Here is a 16,206-nt window from a genome sequence, read left to right on the forward strand (position 1 = left end):
GTTGTGTTGTTGTTAAAATTGGATCGCAAAGCTAAGAAATGCGTTGAAGGGTGGAAATATTTTTGTAAATTGTGAAGGATAAAATGGGGAGCGCTACCACCAAAACATCTACCAGCCCCCGATTCGTGTTTTCTGAGACACAAAAAAGAAAGGTTCATCACCTCTTTAATGTGTTAGATATCGATCGGAATGGGCAGCTTCAGCCAAACGATTTCGTAAACGTTGGGAAAAAGATTGTTGCGCAGTTGAGACTGAGTGAAGAATCGCGAAGTGCCCGGGTGATTTTACTTAAGTCACACCGATTATTTGTTCAATTGCTGACGGACTTACACAATCCTGAACTTAGTCTTACACTTTGGGATTGGATCGCTTTCTTCAGGGATCAGATAGAATCAGAAGATGAGGGTATCTTGGATCATTACATCCAGCGAACATCAAGGCATATTTTTGACCTTTTCGATATGAATAAGGATAGACTGATTTCTCAGGAGGAATATGCTAATATGCTCACTATTTACAATATCCCACAAAAAATGGCCATCCAGGGCTTTGAGGAATTAGATACGAACGATGATAAATTTATATCTGCAGATGAGATGGTCGAGGGGCTCAACAATTTCTTTAAATCTGGTGACCCTGAGGCGAAGGGTAACCTGATTTTTGGTGAATGGCGATAATCAAAAAATCAGCTTCCACCGAAAAGCCCATTTCCAACTCAAAGAATACTCCGTAATTCCTGCCTGCTCCAATATTTCTGTTAATTCTCCTCTCTTAAATCCACGCGCCACTGAAATAGCTGCGTCATTTCTCACCATTAAAGATTTTGAAAATAAAGAGGTGAGTAACGTAATACTCCAATAAGCTAATGGGTGCCTGTGCAGGTCATTAATGATCACTCCAACCTTCGCTTGTTTTCTAAACTGACGAAATAAAGTTGCCAGCTGCTGGCTGGTGAAATGATGAACAAACAAGCAGCAATGGATGATATCGAATGACTGGGATTTGAACTCATCACTAAAGATATTGATGGCTTGATAGGTTATTTCAGGGTATTCATTCGTGTGTGCTGTGGCATACTCGACAATATTTTTATTAGCATCTATCCCGACAAAAGAAGCGTCAATCCCTTCTTTTCTACCCCACCTTGCCATTTGCACCAAAATATCTCCACCCCCACAACCCAGGTCAGCAAGGGATACTTTCTTCTTCCCCTTTGCCAGTTTTTTAAAAGCAGAAACACTTATTCGATTACCGCCCAGTCTTCTATTGATCGTATTTAGTTCCCTCAAAGTTTGATTAACCACCTCACCGGAAATGGAAAGGTCATCCATGATCTCAACCTCGTCCGATCGGTGCTTAAGCATCAATATGTGTTTTTAACACCGCACTCTCCATCGTCAACCCCGGACCAAAGGCAAAACTCAATAGATGCTTCTGGTTATCATCGGGAGTCATGCCTTCAAGTATTTTTTTGATGACAAAAAGTACCGTTGGTGAGGACATGTTTCCGTGGGTTCTTAAAATTTCTCGTGCAGCTGCATTTTGCTCCTTGGTGATAGAAAGCTTGGCTTCAATGACATCTAATATGCGCTTCCCTCCGGGGTGGATCGCAAAGAAATCAATGTCAGCAACCTCAAGCTGAATCTTCTCCAATAAGCGGTTAGTCAGCTCGCCAATTCCTTCTTTGATTACATCCGGCACTTTACTGCTTAGATGCATTTCAAACCCATGATCCCCGATATACCATCCCATCTCATCACGTGCATCGAGCGCCAGATCACTAAAGAAATTCCGCATTTCTAGCGATTTAGGCGAAGGGCTTGATGTTAAAATCATCGCAGCAGCTCCATCACCAAATATGGCATTGGCTAATAGGTTTTCATCATCCTTTTTTTCCTGCAGATGAATGCTGCAAAGCTCTACGCAAACGATCAGCACCTTAGCATCTTGATTTGACGTGATGATATTGTTAGCCACTTTCATTGCATTAAATGCGGCATAGCATCCCATAAAATTGATGGATGTCCGTTGCGTAGATGTCGACAATCCCAGATGCTCGATTAATTCAATATCCAGCCCGGGTGCGTACATTCCAGTACAACTTACAGCGATTAGGTGCGTGATCTGATCTTTATCTATTTCGCTGGCACCAATGGACTTTTCACTGGCTTGCTTTGCCAGATTGATCGCATGTTTTTGATAGATCAGCATGCGAGGCTTAGCGGAGGGGAAAGCATCTTCTTTGAAAAAGCTCTGCCCGTTCAGGTTTTCAGCAAAATCCCTTAAGACGGAGTAGCGTTGCTTAATCCCACTTGCACGATACAAAACACGCAGTTTCCGTTCTTCCTTTTCATCCAGCCCCAGGTGATCTACCATGAAATCAGCAATCTGATTTTGATCAGCCAAATTTGCGGGAAGCGCAGTTTCTATCGTGTTTATATATGTGGGCATTGCAAGTAGTTCATTAATATTAACCAAACTTTGGTCGAGAAGATTAATTCCACTTGAAAAAATCTACACTACTTCACTTACGTATCCCTTTCTCATTCTTCCTATTACCGGTCTATTTGCTGGCAATGGCAGTTTCTGAAAGCATCGATACTCAACAAGCTATTCTATCATTTTTTGTGCTGCATTTTTTGATTTACCCTGCCAGCAATGGGTATAACTCATACTTTGATAAAGATGAAAAGAGTATTGGTGGATTGAAAAACCCTCCTTCCGTGAGCAAAGAGCTTTATTTTGTTTCGCTCATCCTGGATACTGTTGGATTGATCATTGGTTGGTTCATCTCGCTGGAATTTTTTGTGATGATTCTAGTCTATGGTTTGATTTCAAAGGCCTATAGTCATCCATTCATTCGATTAAAGAAGTTGCCAATCACAGGCTGGTTGGCTGCTGGGATTTTTCAGGGGTATTTTACCTTCTTATTGAGTTACATTGCTATCAATGACCTTTCGATAATGGACTCACTAAAATGGCAAATTCAATTTCCTGGTGCGCTCAGCACCCTTTTGCTTCTGGGTTCATACCCCATGACTCAGATTTATCAACATGAGGAAGATGCCAAACGGGGAGATATTACAATTAGCCAAAAGCTGGGTATTTTGGGTACTTTTCACTTTACATCCATTTCTTTTCTGATTTCGAGTGGCGGCTTTTTTTATTTTTTCAGCGAAGTGTTTTCCATAAATGATGGACTCATCTTCTTAACAGCGATGGGACCGGTTTTGCTTTATTTTTCCCTTTGGTATTTGCGGGTTAGGAAAGATAGAAATGCAGCTAATTTTGAATCGACTATGCGGCTCAACTTTATCTCTTCACTCATGCTCAATGGCTTTTTCATCTATCTGGCCATTAGCTAAAGGGCGCTCCATGTGTTTGTTTCATGAGATAGGATGAAAAGGGAGGCATCCATTTCCCTAAGGAAACAGCCACTTCCGAAATAGTGGGAGAGCCAAATAGTTTTTGAATTTTTCTTCCAGTCCACAATCGCCTGGCAAAAATTCCATTCCACTCATTGATATAAGCTTTTTCAATTTTCATACGATCAAACCCACTATTGAAACTTTCCACAAGAATCTCGCTTAGAATTTTGGCCGAATGAATGGCCATGGCCATACCATTGCCACATAGAGGTGTGATCATCCCAGCTGAATCTCCAGACATCAGCACATGATTATGAACGGGTTCTTTCTTCTCAAACGTAATTTCGTTGATCACCTCAGGCCGTTCAAAAAGAACTTCACTATTGGAAATGATGCGTTTTAAATGTGGGTTTTTCATGAGCATTTGCTCTTCCATTTTCTGCACTGATCCCGATTCTTTGAGATTGGATCTGTGTGAGAGGTAGCACATATTGAAAACTTCATTTTCTATTCTACTGATACCACAATACCCATTTTTAAAATTATGGAGCTCTATAGCGTATTTGCTGACTTCATCGGTTCTCACATGATACTTCACACCAATATATGGGGAGCGACGTTTCAAGAAATCTCGTTGCAGTCCTTTATCTATCAGGCTTCTTTTTCCAAAAGCGCCAATCACAACTTTTGATTCATAATGGTTTTCGTTTTTATCTATTAGTTTAAAACCATCGTGATTGAACTTCACGTTCGTGATTCGCTCATTTACAAACAGAACTCCTTCTGAAGTAGCTTTCTTTAGTAGCCATTGATCAAAAGCATATCGGCTTACCCCAAACCCTCCCAGGTCAAGTGGCATTTTCAGGCTTTTCCCTGAGACAGACGTCAAATGAAATTGAGATATAGTGGAGGGTTCCAATTCCTCTGGAAATAAGTCGTGTTGTTTAAGAAAAGGAATTACTTCATTGGAGATGTATTCACCGCATACACGATGGAACGGATATTTTTTCTCTTCAAATAATTGCACGGACAAACCTGCTCGATTTAGCAAAATAGCATTTGTAAGGCCCGCCAATCCTCCTCCAATGATGATTACATCTTTCACTTATCGAAAATATGAAATAAAGCCTTCATTCTAATGTAGGCTTTAAAAAAGGCTCGCTGTGAGGCGAGCCTGAAAAATATGAAAATTTAGCTATTTAAAGTCCTAAGCCATAATGAGCTTTGCTACCATCCGGATAAACCCCCTCTATCAGGATGCCATCCCTCCTTGGACGCTTAAAGTAATTTTCCAAATCTCTGATGTTGCGGATTTCTTCACTGTCAATTCCCGTGATGATGAAGCCTTCTTTCATCCTGACATCTCGCCATTTTCCTTCTCCCAGCTCTTTTATCTGCACACCCCCATCAATATCTAACCGATCTTGCAATTCATCCGAAACATCAACAAATGTCGCTCCTTCGATTCTAAAATCTGAAGCCAACTCTACTACCTCCATTGTGCCTTCTTCGTTGCGAAGTTTTGCTTTTACCATTCGCTTCTTACCATCCCGCATAAAGGTAACATTCACCTCATCACCTGGCCGTTTGATGGCCACTCGCTCCTGCAACTGCGCTACATTGTTAACAGGCTTTTCATCCAGGGCGATGATCACATCACCGTCTTCAATTCCTGCTTTATCAGCAGCACCCCCGTTCACAACTCCACTCACATATACACCCCGTAGCACATCCAGATCATACTCCTCGGCTAATTGCGCATCAACATTTCCTATTTGGATTCCTAGAAGCGCACGCTGAACGGTACCGTATTCTATTAAGTCACTCGTCACCTTTTTCACCAATGAAACAGGTACCGCAAACGAATATCCTGCAAATGCTCCTGACGGAGAAGCGATGGCGGTATTAATTCCTACCAGCTCACCATTTAGATTTACCAGTGCGCCTCCGCTATTCCCTGGGTTCACTGCCGCATCTGTTTGGATGAATGATTCAATCCTATAGCTACCATTTAGGATATTAATATTTCTTCCTTTGGCACTTACAATACCAGCCGTAACGGTGGATCTAAATTCGTAGGGATTTCCAATGGCCAGTACCCACTCGCCAATATTTATTTTCTCAGAATCTCCGTAATTGATCGCCACCAGGTTTTCTTCATCAATGCTTAATACAGCCAGGTCTGTATTTTCGTCCACCCCAACTACCCTGGCCTGATAGCTTCTGTTATCATTGAGCACCACCTCAATTTCATCGGCATTTTCAATGACATGATTATTGGTCACAATAAATCCATCTGATGAGATCACCACGCCGGAACCTGCTCCTCTGGCCGGGCCTCCACGTCTTTCGTATCGTTCGCCAAAATAGTCTTTAAAAAATTCATTGAATGGGCTGTTTGCTCGCATTCCGTCACGATAGGAAGTTCTAATATGCACAACTGACGGAGTGGCGTTTTTCGCAGCGAAGACAAAATTCAGTCCTTCGGGCACCACAAAATCAGCAGAGTCAAACACATAGTTGGTTAGACTAACTGGATTCGCAGCAGATGTTTGCTGCATGATCTGCTCTTTAGGGTTCAGATAAGAAAACCCAACGACAGCAACAATCCCACCAAATAGCGAAGAGAAAACCATCGCTAATATTAAACTTCTCTTACTCATATCGTTAATCCTTTTTATGATAACTCTTATACCGCAAAAGTGACCAATTGGTTTTGTTTTAGCTGGTGAATACTACCAGCCTTAACCATTCTTAACAAATAAAAAAGGGCATCCCGCCTTCACGGAACACCCCAATCACCTACTCAAAACACTTACTTAACTGCTATTTGTTTTTTAGTTACCTTCTTCTCATCCTTCGGAAGGGTGATCATTAAGATCCCATCCTGATAAGAAGCATCGACCTTCTCTCTGTTTACCACATCTGGCAGATAGAAAGTCCTGCTGAATGTTCCATAATAGCTCTCAACACTATGGAAGTTTTTCTCCTTCTTCTCATTCTCAAACTTTCGCTCCCCGCTTATAGTGATTTGATCGTCGTTTAGGTCGATGTTGAAATCACTTTTTTTCATGCCTGGAACATGGAGCTGAATTTCATATTCTTTGTCTGTTTCAGCAATGTCCACTTTCGGGGAAAATGTTGGCATTGATCCACCAACAAATTCATCATTAAAAAACCTGTCTACGAAGCTTCTAAAGCTTGTCGGTCTGTAATCGTTCGTGTTGTACTTTATAAGTCCCATTTTCTTAAGTTTTTAAGTTTATCAAATTCTAATATTTTCGATAATCACTTGATCGAAATCTATACCAACACCAAAAAATGCTTATTTAAATGACATTATGTCTGTTTATGTGATCTATCGCTAGATTATCATGTCATTATGTCTGTTTTAATTAAAAATTCGGTAATAAAAATTTTTTTGATGGGTGCCATTGAGAATTGTTTAATGGATGCTTACATTTGCACTCCTTTTTAGGAAATCTTCTCCCTTAGCTCAGCTGGTTAGAGCATCTGACTGTTAATCAGAGGGTCCTTGGTTCGAGCCCAAGAGGGAGAGCAAAGCCTGGCAAATCGCCAGGCTTTTTTCATTTGCTGGCTTTGAATCTTAAAAACATCTCATCAAGGACGGGTCCTTGGATGGAACGCCACTCCGCCGGTCCGCAGCAGCGATCGAGCACAAGAAGGAGAGCAAACGCCTGGTAAATCGCCAGTTCTTTGTTGTTTGCGGGTACCCAATTCAACACGGACGAAGGGCTGGATCTAGATTACAATCCACGATCGAACCATTATTTGATTTGGTTTGATCCTTTTGCGATTCAGTCGAATATTTATCAAAAAAGTGAGACTCACCGTTACATTTCTTTCCGGCTTTTTTAATTTTAATGCAAACCATCGCTAACCTTGGAAAAATTCAGAAAGGTCTTACTCGTGGATGATGACGATATCGTCAACTCCATCAATTCAGTAATTATCAAGCACGCAAAGTTTGCTGATGAGGTCGAATCCATCAATAATGTAACCAATGCGATTGAGTTTTTAAGCAAAACAAAAGATACCGTCGACCGGCCTGAGGTAATCTTCCTTGACCTAAACATGCCCGAAAAAGATGGGTGGGATTTCATGGAAGAATACGAAAAACTTGGAATGAATGGCTCTACCAAAGTGATCATGCTAACCTCCTCGATTTCGGCCAAGGATGAAGAAAGAGCCTCATCATCCAAGCAAATTGCCGCATTCATTTCTAAGCCACTTTCACCGGAACTGCTCGAGAATATTTACGAGAGTTATCTGCAAAACAACTAGTCCAGCCTAAAGGCAAAGGTTGCTCCCTTTCTTGGTTCACTTTCCACCCTGATACCTCCTCTATGGTAGTCGATGATCATTTTAACAATGTAAAGCCCCAATCCAGCGCCATCAACATGAGAGTGTAATCGAATGTAAGGCCTGAATATCTCCTCTTTGAATTTAATTGAATCGAACCCAAGTCCATTGTCTTTAAAAATGATGGTAGTATGCCCATTCACTTTTTTTGATTTGATCCTGATTTGCAGTGGCTTCTCTGGATCCCTGTACGAAAGAGCATTCAATAATAGGTGCTTGAAAATGACCTTTAACTGGGACTTTGGATAACTCATCATAGGACACTCTGAAAAATCCTTCTTGATGGTAGCGTTGGCGTTTTTGATTTTTGCAACTGAGCTGGACACTACATCTTTGAGTACCTCATCTATATCCAATTCTTCTGGCTCTGAGCTTAATTCCTCGCGCACCATATTCACCTCCACAAGTGCATCTACTGTTTTTTCAAGTTGGCGATTCGTTTTGCGTGCATTGTTCAAAATCGCCTTAAAATTTGAGGCGTTCATATTGTCCTTTCCAAGCATATCCAAGAGGGATCCAAGATTGGTAATGGGTGCTTTCAGATCGTCAGCAGTGCTATATGAAAAATGAACAAATCGGTCGATTTCTTTTTGAGAATACTGCAGCTTATCTGCCATCTCATTGAATGAATCCACAATATCACTGGTGATGCTATTTGAACTCAGCTTGATCCGTGCATCTAGATTACCTCCTCCTATCCGCTCTGCTCCTGTTCTAATATCTTCCAGTGGTCTCCAGATTTTATAGCTAAATGTATATACAGCAAGCAAAGAAAGGATAATAAATAGCAGTGTAAGGGTTACAATCCACTTCATTGATAGCACCTCCTCCTGCTCCACTATCTTAACCAGCGCCTCAGTGAACATCTCATGCCTCATCAACACCCCTTCAACTTGCTTATTAAATTGATCTTCTTCACCTTCTACCCGCTCCGATGCAAAAATCGCCTCTTCCAGCCTGCCTACTTCCAGAAGATCCATTACTTCAAGCGCGTGGTTCTCATAGCTTGTATGATCGCTCTCTAGCTTTTTTATAGACAGCAGAAGCCCTTTCAGCTTAATTCGCTGGGCTTCTTGATTGGTTCTCTTAAGTGCTTCAGAAACTTCATGCTCTGCATCCAATAATAATATATCTACCAGTTCAGCAAGGTATCTAAACGTGCTATCCGCAATCGCAAATCCCTGCAATGCAGCATCACTTCCTTTTTCAATTTCTTCTGCATAGCGAAGAGCACGTTCAAAGTTGATAGCCTGTTCCAGTTGATGGGTTTCGATTTCGGTGAGCAACTCAATAATAGGAAGGTCGATATTGGCCACATCATCTATGTCTTTGTGTGTGGTCACAATTCGCAACAAACCAAAGGCTCCTAATATCAAAATCAAGAAAATGATAAAGGAGCTTCGTCGGAGTATTACTTCTTTTACTCGGTTAGATCTTTTGGTCATTTAAATACACTTGGCGCAGATAAAGCAACTAATCTAATTCAATTTTTGCGGTCATCACACGAATTGCATCATCCAAATTCATGGTCTCTATTTTTAGTTGCTGTAAAAGCTCCTCATAGGTTTCTCTGCTTTCCCAGTTGAGTTTAATCAAATCGATCAGCGCAAGGATGGTTGATAAAGGGTGGCGAATGCTATGTGATGTATAAAAGGCATGATCAGAAAGTTTCTTGGCAAGTTTTTCCTTTTCCTTTTCTTCCACTTTGAGGGTATTTACTTCGTTTCGATGAAGAAAGTCCTCTTTTAACCGAATTAAAGCATCATAACACTGGCTGATCATCGATGCAGCTGTGACCATAACCAATTGATCCTGGCTCACAAAGTCCTTGTTGGCTTTCCACTCTACTGCTAAAACTCCAAAAAGCCTACTGTCATTCCAAACCTGAATCCCTGCCCACGATCTCAGCCTGTTTTTTAACACGTGATCAACAACAAATTCCTCTATATCCTTAGAATCATCACTGCTGTCCACGTAAATAAATAATTCTTCTTTCAGTTTTTTGTAGAAAGCTGGAAATGCTATGGAATCTGGTGCTTTATCGGTCGATGAATTATTCGTCTCCCTGTCAAAGCTTTGAATACATTCAAATTCATCTTTTTCAGGTCTATAAAGCCAAAAAGATGTCTTATACGCACTGAGGGAACTACAAACAATCGGTACAAGCTCATTGAGAAAGTCCTTGAACTTGCCGCCTTGCAATAATTCTGACTTGGATAGTCGCATAATCGACTCCAAACTATGCTCTTTAGAGATGCCCATTTTATGGAAGAAACAGGCCTTGAATGTAGGGAAGAATTCGCTAAAAAGAGAATTTAAATTCTTTATTTAGCGAAAATTTCTGAATCGTTTTTAAAAGCCTTAAACTCCAGTGCATTGCCAGATGGATCCATAAAAAACATGGTGGCCTGCTCACCAACCTCTCCCTGGAACCGGATATAAGGCTCAATAATAAACTTGATATTAGCATTCTTTAAACGTGTGGAGAGTGACTCCCAATCGCTCCAGTCCAGCACCACTCCGAAATGAGGGACTGGTACCGCATGACCATCCACTGGGTTGACTTCAAGGTTTTCTTTCTTATCCACCATATGAATGACAAACTGGTGGCCAAAGAAATTAAAATCAACCCAGCGATCAGATGATCTGCCTTCCTCAAAGCCCATTATATCACGGTAAAATGACCGGGTTTCGCCCAGGTCTTTCACAGGAACAGCGAGATGAAAAGGTCGTAATCCCATTAGCCCAGGAATGGATATCTGTAGTCCGTTGGGGATACGAATGTTTCCTTAATGGTCCGCGCACTTACCCATCTCATTAGGTTCATCATTGCACCGGCCTTATCGTTAGTTCCAGAACCTCTGGCTCCACCAAATGGCTGCTGACCTACTACAGCACCGGTTGGCTTATCGTTAATGTAGAAGTTTCCAGCGGCATTTCTTAGTTTGTAAGTAGCCAAATCGACTGCATATCGGTCTTTACTGAAGATAGCACCTGTTAACGCATATGGTGAAGTGCCATCAACTATACCAAGAATTTCTTCGAACTTGTTCTCGTCATACACATGTATGGTAAGCACCGGGCCAAAAATCTCCTCACACATGGTTTTATATTTTGGGTCTTTTGCTTCAAAAACTGTCGGCTCTATAAACCAGCCTTTTGACCCGTCATAATTGCCTCCTGCGACTAGTTCCACATCTTTATCAGATTTAGCCTGATCTATGTATCCAGTGATTTTATTAAATGCTCGTTCATCAATCACCGCATTCACAAAATTGGATGGATCTTCCGGTGACCCCATCTTAATTGATTTAAGGTCTTCAAGCATATATTTTTTGACCTCATCCCAGAGGTTTGATGGGATATAAGCACGAGATGCCGCGCTGCATTTCTGGCCCTGGAATTCGAATGCTCCTCTAACCAGTCCGGTCGCCACTTCTTTAGCATCTGCTGATTTGTGAGCCACAACAAAATCTTTTCCTCCGGTCTCTCCCACGATTCGAGGGTACGTTTTGTAGGTATCCAGGTTTGCACCAATTGTTTTCCAAAGTGTTTTGAAAACACCCGTACTTCCGGTGAAGTGAAGTCCTGCGAAATCAGCATGATTGAAGACCACATCGCCAGCAACAGGACCATCCACATAAATCAAATTAATTACACCATCAGGCAATCCGGCTTTTTTGAATACCTCCATGATAACCTGTGCAGAATACACCTGAGTATAGCTAGGCTTCCATACTACAGTGTTGCCTAACATAGCCGGTGCGGCAGGCAAGTTGCCAGAGATAGCGGTAAAGTTGAAAGGAGTAATAGCAAAAATGAATCCTTCCAGTGGGCGGTACTCCAATTTATTCCAAACACCCTCAGATGATATAGGCTGCTCCATGTATAGCTCCTGCATGAAGGAGACATTGAATCGCAAAAAGTCAATAAGTTCACATGCTGCATCGATTTCTGCCTGATGAACATTTTTTCCCTGACCCAACATGGTTGCTGCGTTGATCTTGGATCTGTATGGGCCTGCCAAGAGATCTGCAGCTTTTAAGAAGATGCTTGCTCTATTTTCCCATGTCATGTTCTCCCATTGCTCCTTTGCCCCAAGAGCCGCATTAATCGCCTCAGTAACATGCGTTGAACCGCCCTCAGAAAAATGCCCCAGCACATGCTGATGATCATGCGGACAAGTCATAGGAATTTTAGTATCAGTATGAACCTCTTTGTCACCAATAAACATTGGCGCATCAATCTTCTGATTGTACATCTCTTTGTACTTTGCTAGCAGCTCTTCTCTCTCGGCTGTGCCAGGTGCATAGCTCAATACAGGTTCATTGATTGGGTCTGGTACGAAAAAATTTCCTTTTGGCATCTCTGTTGTTGTTTATGAATGGAGCGCAAAAGTAAAGCGAATAGTTCAAAAGTGATAGCGAAATGCATCCGCTGATTCTGTATGTCACAACAGTTTTAGTAGCTCCATATGCGATTGGATGGTGAAATCTGCCAGCGATTGTTTCCGGCCTGAAGGGTTGTAAAAAATAGTCTTCATTCCAAACGTTTTTGCGCCATGGATGTCTGTCCTCGGATTATCCCCAATCATAATGCTATCAGACTTACTTGCCCCAGCTTCGCTAAGGGAATATTCAAAAATCTCCGGGCTGGGTTTACGTGAATTTGCGCACTCTGAAGTTACCATTACCTTGAAGTATTTGGCGATACCGGAACTATTCAGTTTTCGATTTTGAGCATCCAAAAACCCATTTGTGATAATGTGAAGCTCGTACCTTTTATCCAGATAATTGAGGGCAGTGATCGCATCATCCATCAAATAAGGCTTCATTGAACAATTGCTTAAGAAATATGTAGACGCCATCTTGGATTTGTCTGCATCAATACCTGAGGTAAGGAATACTTCATTAAATCGTTCATTTTTTATGTAATCACGATCTATAAGGCCATCATTGTACTTCATCCAGAGTTTGTCATTGACTTCATAGAAGTTGTTGACGAATTTCTTTTCCGTGATCCCGGATTTAGCTAATTCCAGATTCACAAAAATTTCTAATAATGTTTCCTGAGCACTTCGATCATAATCCCATAACGTGTGATCCAAATCGAAGAAAATGTGCCTAATTCCCTTCACCGATTGTATTTTTTCGCCTCTATCTTGTTTTTGGCCAAAGCCAGATTTGCATTCATCGTTTTGTAAACCTCCAAATCCTTCCGCAAGATGGGGTCTTTGCTGAGAAACTCAAAGATCTGACTAACCATATCATAACCCTCCTCTTTTATACTATAAAAGACCCATTGATCATATTTTCTGAATGTGACCAAACCAGCATTTTTTAAGTACGTTATATGACGGGAGGTTTTGGTTTGTGTAAAATCTAAAATAGCTTCCAGGTCTGAGATGCAGAGCTCTTCCTGACGATATAGTAGGTGAAGGATGCGCGTACGAGACTCATCGGAAAACGACTTGAAAATCTGGGTGCCAAAAGTCAAATTGAAATTCTTGAGCCTCATTTTTTCACTACTTTTACCGAAGTTAAACTTTTATTGGCTAAAACTCTTTTATTAGACAAAGGAACTTGATTTGAGATATATACTGATATTAATATTTTTTGTTTTCACACTTTCTGAGGCAGGTGCACAGGATCAAAATAAAAAAGTGATTCAATTTACCGGTGTGGTTTTCGGAGCGGATAGCACCTCAGTGGTGCCCGGCACACATGTGTATATTCCAAAATCAGGAAGGGGAACGACAACAAATCCTTATGGGTTTTTTTCCTTGCCTGTGCTGGAAGGTGATAGCGTGATTTTCAGTGCTGTTGGATTTAAGAGAGCTTATTTCATAATCCCAAAACACGACAAGGAGTCCAGCCTGCGTGTAATTATTGCGTTACAGGATGACATCAAATTTTTGGAGGAAGTGGAAATTCGACCATATCCAACAGAGAGCATGTTTAAGGAGGCTCTGATTACAATGGAACTCCCGGACCAAAAAGAATACGCAAATATTTATCAGTGGCTGAATGCGCAATATATGTCGGATGCATATTTGGACATCCCAGCCTCACCAAATGCCAATCACCAATATTATATGCAAATGCAGCGCCAAGCCTATATCAATCGCTATTCTCCGCCGCAAAATCAATTGTTAAATCCTTTCGCCTGGGCGAATTTCATCAATTCACTCAAGCGAAAGAATTAGTCTTGCTTAGCTATTTGACTGTAAATTCTGGGCAACTTCCTGTACGTTTTCCCAAACACGGAATGTGTTTTTGTAGCAAATCTTCTCAATATCCTCAGGAGAATATCCTCTCTTCAGCAATTCTTTGATCAGATTTGGATAGGTAGAAACATCTTTAAGTCCTTTCGGTAGGCTATCGCCCACTCCATCATAATCAGACCCTAAACCAACATATTCTACACCCACCAGGCTCACTACATGGTCGATATGATCTGCTACTTTCTGAACATCTTCATAAACATCATTATCCAGCGCATACTGCTTGGCGTATGCTTGATAGACTGAGTCTTCCGGTGATAAGTTGTTTTCTGCTCTATAGTTTGTCAAATCCTCTCGCATTTTTTCGAATTTGTCCTGAGATTCCTGTGAAAGAAAGCTGGATCCAAAATTTATGTGGATTACTCCTCCATTTTCAGCCATTGCTTTGATTAATGTATCAGGCATGTTTCTTTCCCATCCCGGTGTAAATTTTCTACATGAAGAATGAGAAGCAATTACAGGTGCTTTGGTCAGACGAAGCGCATCGAATGCAGCACTGTCGGTCACATGTGAAATGTCCACCATGATGCCCCATTTATTCATTTCAGAGATAACCTCCTCACCAAATGGACTCACCCCATTCCATGTATATGTCGTGTCGTAAGATGAATCACAAATTTGATTGTCCTTTGAGTGAGTCAGCGTAATGTATCGAATTCCTCTATCGTAGAAATACTTGACATTATTAATGTCATCTTCGATTGGCGCTCCATTTTCCATTCCCATAGGTAGCGCAATCAGCCCTTGCTCAAAAGCCACCTGAATATCTGAAGGTGCGTTAGCCATAGCAAATTTTGAAGGAAAAGTCTCCGGAAGTCTGGACACCATATCTATCAACGAATCCGCAAAAGCTTTCGCTCCTCCGGTTTCCTGATACCTGGAAGGAACGTAAATTGACATAAACGGTGCATCAAGTCCACCTCTTTTTGCTTTTGGGAAATCAAAGTTACCAGTTGTTTCAACAGAAACATCTTCAACTGTTTTTGTGATCATGAACCCTTTAACATTCATCCTATACGGCAGGTCCACATGGCCATCCACAATGATGTAGGCATGCGCCAGGGAATCGGCCACCTCATCCAGCTCTGCATCAGACATGGTTGTGTAATCGATTTTCTCCTCTTGAGGAGCTGTACAGCTAAATATCAGGGCAGATAATAGAAGTAATGAAAATAATTTTTTAAGTGAAAAACTCATATTATATCTCAGATTTTTTGATTTCGACAAAAATACCAAATGCTTTAACAACAATCCTTGGACAAAATATGATTGTCGGTATTACATTTTTTTGATATTTTACAGGAAAATTTGACGGAATTAAGTACTTCTTATTTTAATTTGATTCGTTGGTTTTTAAAAAAATGTAACATTTTTGTATAGGAAGGATTTTCCTATTTAATAAACAGACGCTATGACTGACCCTATTTCACCTGAACTACTGACTAATTGGAACACTTACGGAGGATATCTGGCCATGGCTGTGGCTGGAGTTGGAGTGTTGATTTTGCTAGGACACTACCTTAAGCTTCTGGCAACAGGCGATTACAAAACAAGGTACGACTACATAAACATGCATGAGATAAACATGCTGTGGAATGGAGCATTGCTGATTATCATCGGTGGCACACTTTATTTCAACACGATGTTCACAGAGTCTACCTGGTTGTGGTTCTTTGTAAGACTCTTCATGAGTTCAATGTTTGCTGTAATCCTAGGAGTGATTATTCAAAATGTATTGAAGTTCTATTATCCGTTTTTCATTGAGAAGCGTCTGAAGAAACTGAGATATACACCGAGAACTTCTCCTGACGGAAGGAAAATGAAACTTTTAAGTGAGGAAGAGGAAGATGTGTATCTGGATGAGGGTATGCAAGCAGAGGAAGATGCATTCTCTGTTGATTATGATGTTTGGATTGACGAAGAGTCCGGGTTTACAAAAATCGAAAAATACAACGGTAGACTACATGCGCTGCAATGCAACAACTGTAACTACCAGACATTGAAAGTGGAAAGAGAAGAAGTAATCCAAACTGCTTCTGAAACTGAAGAAGGCGAGCTAATGAAATATTATGCTTGTGGATACTGTGGACACAAGGAGAGAAAATCTTTCAAAATCGCTAAGCTCAAAGCTGGCGAGACTGCATAAGGTATTCAACAACCGAATAGAAAATA

General features: G+C 41.0%; 17 protein-coding genes and 1 tRNA gene. 6 read left to right on the forward strand and 12 right to left on the reverse strand.

What is annotated here, in order from left to right; all coding sequences use genetic code 11:
- Positions 1–71 precede the first annotated feature (71 nt).
- Complete coding sequence (locus tag ACP14Y_RS07470; protein WP_424962334.1) at positions 72–677, forward strand: EF-hand domain-containing protein; 606 nt, start codon at positions 72–74, stop codon at positions 675–677.
- Here the strand turns inward: ACP14Y_RS07470 and ACP14Y_RS07475 are convergent, their stop codons facing one another.
- Together ACP14Y_RS07475 and ACP14Y_RS07480 are read right to left on the reverse strand one after the other, a co-directional pair.
- Positions 678–1,364, reverse strand: a complete 687-nt coding sequence (locus ACP14Y_RS07475) for a methyltransferase domain-containing protein (protein WP_424962335.1) — start codon at positions 1,362–1,364, stop codon at positions 678–680.
- Positions 1,357–2,451 (reverse strand): type III polyketide synthase, encoded by a 1,095-nt coding sequence (locus tag ACP14Y_RS07480; RefSeq protein WP_424962336.1) that lies wholly within the window; start codon positions 2,449–2,451, stop codon positions 1,357–1,359. Before ACP14Y_RS07480 ends, ACP14Y_RS07475 begins: the two co-directional genes overlap by 8 nt.
- Positions 2,452–2,504: 53 nt before the next feature.
- Here ACP14Y_RS07480 and ACP14Y_RS07485 point away from each other — a divergent pair, with 53 nt between their 5' ends.
- Positions 2,505–3,365: a UbiA family prenyltransferase gene (locus ACP14Y_RS07485; RefSeq protein WP_424962337.1), complete on the forward strand. Its 861-nt coding sequence runs from the start codon at positions 2,505–2,507 to the stop codon at positions 3,363–3,365.
- On the opposite strand, the gene ACP14Y_RS07490 is transcribed toward ACP14Y_RS07485, so the two are convergent.
- From ACP14Y_RS07490 to ACP14Y_RS07500, 3 genes are all read right to left on the reverse strand, one after another.
- The gene (locus ACP14Y_RS07490; RefSeq protein WP_424962338.1) at positions 3,358–4,473 is read right to left on the reverse strand and encodes an NAD(P)/FAD-dependent oxidoreductase; all 1,116 of its coding nucleotides are present in this window, start codon (positions 4,471–4,473) and stop codon (positions 3,358–3,360) included. The genes ACP14Y_RS07485 and ACP14Y_RS07490 overlap by 8 nt on opposite strands.
- A gap of 94 nt (positions 4,474–4,567) precedes the next feature.
- Positions 4,568–6,031 carry a Do family serine endopeptidase gene (locus tag ACP14Y_RS07495; RefSeq protein WP_424962339.1) on the reverse strand — a complete coding sequence of 488 codons (1,464 nt, stop codon included), beginning with the start codon at positions 6,029–6,031 and terminating at the stop codon, positions 4,568–4,570.
- A 152-nt stretch (positions 6,032–6,183) separates the two neighbouring features.
- Complete coding sequence (locus ACP14Y_RS07500; RefSeq protein ID WP_424962340.1) at positions 6,184–6,612, reverse strand: Hsp20/alpha crystallin family protein; 429 nt, start codon at positions 6,610–6,612, stop codon at positions 6,184–6,186.
- 241 nt (positions 6,613–6,853) lie between these two features.
- On the opposite strand from ACP14Y_RS07500, the gene ACP14Y_RS07505 reads away from it, so the two are divergent.
- Both ACP14Y_RS07505 and ACP14Y_RS07510 read left to right on the forward strand, forming a co-directional pair.
- Positions 6,854–6,927: transfer RNA gene (locus ACP14Y_RS07505), tRNA-Asn, on the forward strand.
- 344 nt (positions 6,928–7,271) lie between these two features.
- Positions 7,272–7,673, forward strand: coding sequence for a response regulator (locus ACP14Y_RS07510; protein ID WP_424962341.1), 402 nt, complete (start codon positions 7,272–7,274; stop codon positions 7,671–7,673).
- Here ACP14Y_RS07510 and ACP14Y_RS07515 read toward each other — a convergent pair.
- The 6 genes from ACP14Y_RS07515 to ACP14Y_RS07540 all read right to left on the reverse strand — a co-directional run bounded on the left by ACP14Y_RS07515 (position 7,670) and on the right by ACP14Y_RS07540 (position 13,268).
- The gene (locus tag ACP14Y_RS07515) at positions 7,670–9,196 is read right to left on the reverse strand and encodes a sensor histidine kinase (protein WP_424962342.1); all 1,527 of its coding nucleotides are present in this window, start codon (positions 9,194–9,196) and stop codon (positions 7,670–7,672) included. The two genes, ACP14Y_RS07510 and ACP14Y_RS07515, sit on opposite strands and share 4 nt — an antisense overlap.
- Before the next feature lie 28 nt (positions 9,197–9,224).
- Positions 9,225–10,013, reverse strand: a complete 789-nt coding sequence (locus tag ACP14Y_RS07520; RefSeq protein WP_424962343.1) for a hypothetical protein — start codon at positions 10,011–10,013, stop codon at positions 9,225–9,227.
- 62 nt (positions 10,014–10,075) lie between these two features.
- Positions 10,076–10,492, reverse strand: a complete 417-nt coding sequence (locus tag ACP14Y_RS07525; protein ID WP_424962344.1) for a VOC family protein — start codon at positions 10,490–10,492, stop codon at positions 10,076–10,078.
- Positions 10,492–12,117, reverse strand: coding sequence for an L-glutamate gamma-semialdehyde dehydrogenase (gene pruA, locus ACP14Y_RS07530; protein WP_424962345.1), 1,626 nt, complete (start codon positions 12,115–12,117; stop codon positions 10,492–10,494). Before pruA ends, ACP14Y_RS07525 begins: the two co-directional genes overlap by 1 nt.
- An 84-nt stretch (positions 12,118–12,201) precedes the next feature.
- Positions 12,202–12,888 carry a YjjG family noncanonical pyrimidine nucleotidase gene (locus ACP14Y_RS07535; RefSeq protein WP_424962346.1) on the reverse strand — a complete coding sequence of 229 codons (687 nt, stop codon included), beginning with the start codon at positions 12,886–12,888 and terminating at the stop codon, positions 12,202–12,204.
- Positions 12,885–13,268, reverse strand: coding sequence for a metalloregulator ArsR/SmtB family transcription factor (locus tag ACP14Y_RS07540; protein ID WP_349563916.1), 384 nt, complete (start codon positions 13,266–13,268; stop codon positions 12,885–12,887). The genes ACP14Y_RS07535 and ACP14Y_RS07540 overlap by 4 nt, the downstream gene beginning before the upstream one ends.
- A gap of 70 nt (positions 13,269–13,338) precedes the next feature.
- Between ACP14Y_RS07540 and ACP14Y_RS07545 the strand changes: the two genes are divergently transcribed.
- Positions 13,339–13,956, forward strand: a complete 618-nt coding sequence (locus ACP14Y_RS07545; protein ID WP_424962347.1) for a carboxypeptidase-like regulatory domain-containing protein — start codon at positions 13,339–13,341, stop codon at positions 13,954–13,956.
- A 6-nt stretch (positions 13,957–13,962) separates the two neighbouring features.
- Here ACP14Y_RS07545 and ACP14Y_RS07550 read toward each other — a convergent pair whose 3' ends face one another.
- Complete coding sequence (locus ACP14Y_RS07550) at positions 13,963–15,231, reverse strand: dipeptidase (protein ID WP_424962348.1); 1,269 nt, start codon at positions 15,229–15,231, stop codon at positions 13,963–13,965.
- Positions 15,232–15,445: 214 nt separating this feature from the next.
- Between ACP14Y_RS07550 and ACP14Y_RS07555 the strand changes: the two genes are divergently transcribed.
- Positions 15,446–16,180 (forward strand): hypothetical protein, encoded by a 735-nt coding sequence (locus tag ACP14Y_RS07555; protein WP_349563922.1) that lies wholly within the window; start codon positions 15,446–15,448, stop codon positions 16,178–16,180.
- Positions 16,181–16,206 lie beyond the last annotated feature (26 nt).

The organism is Ekhidna sp., assembly GCF_965247405.1.
Taxonomy (GTDB): Bacteria; Bacteroidota; Bacteroidia; order Cytophagales; family Cyclobacteriaceae; genus Ekhidna.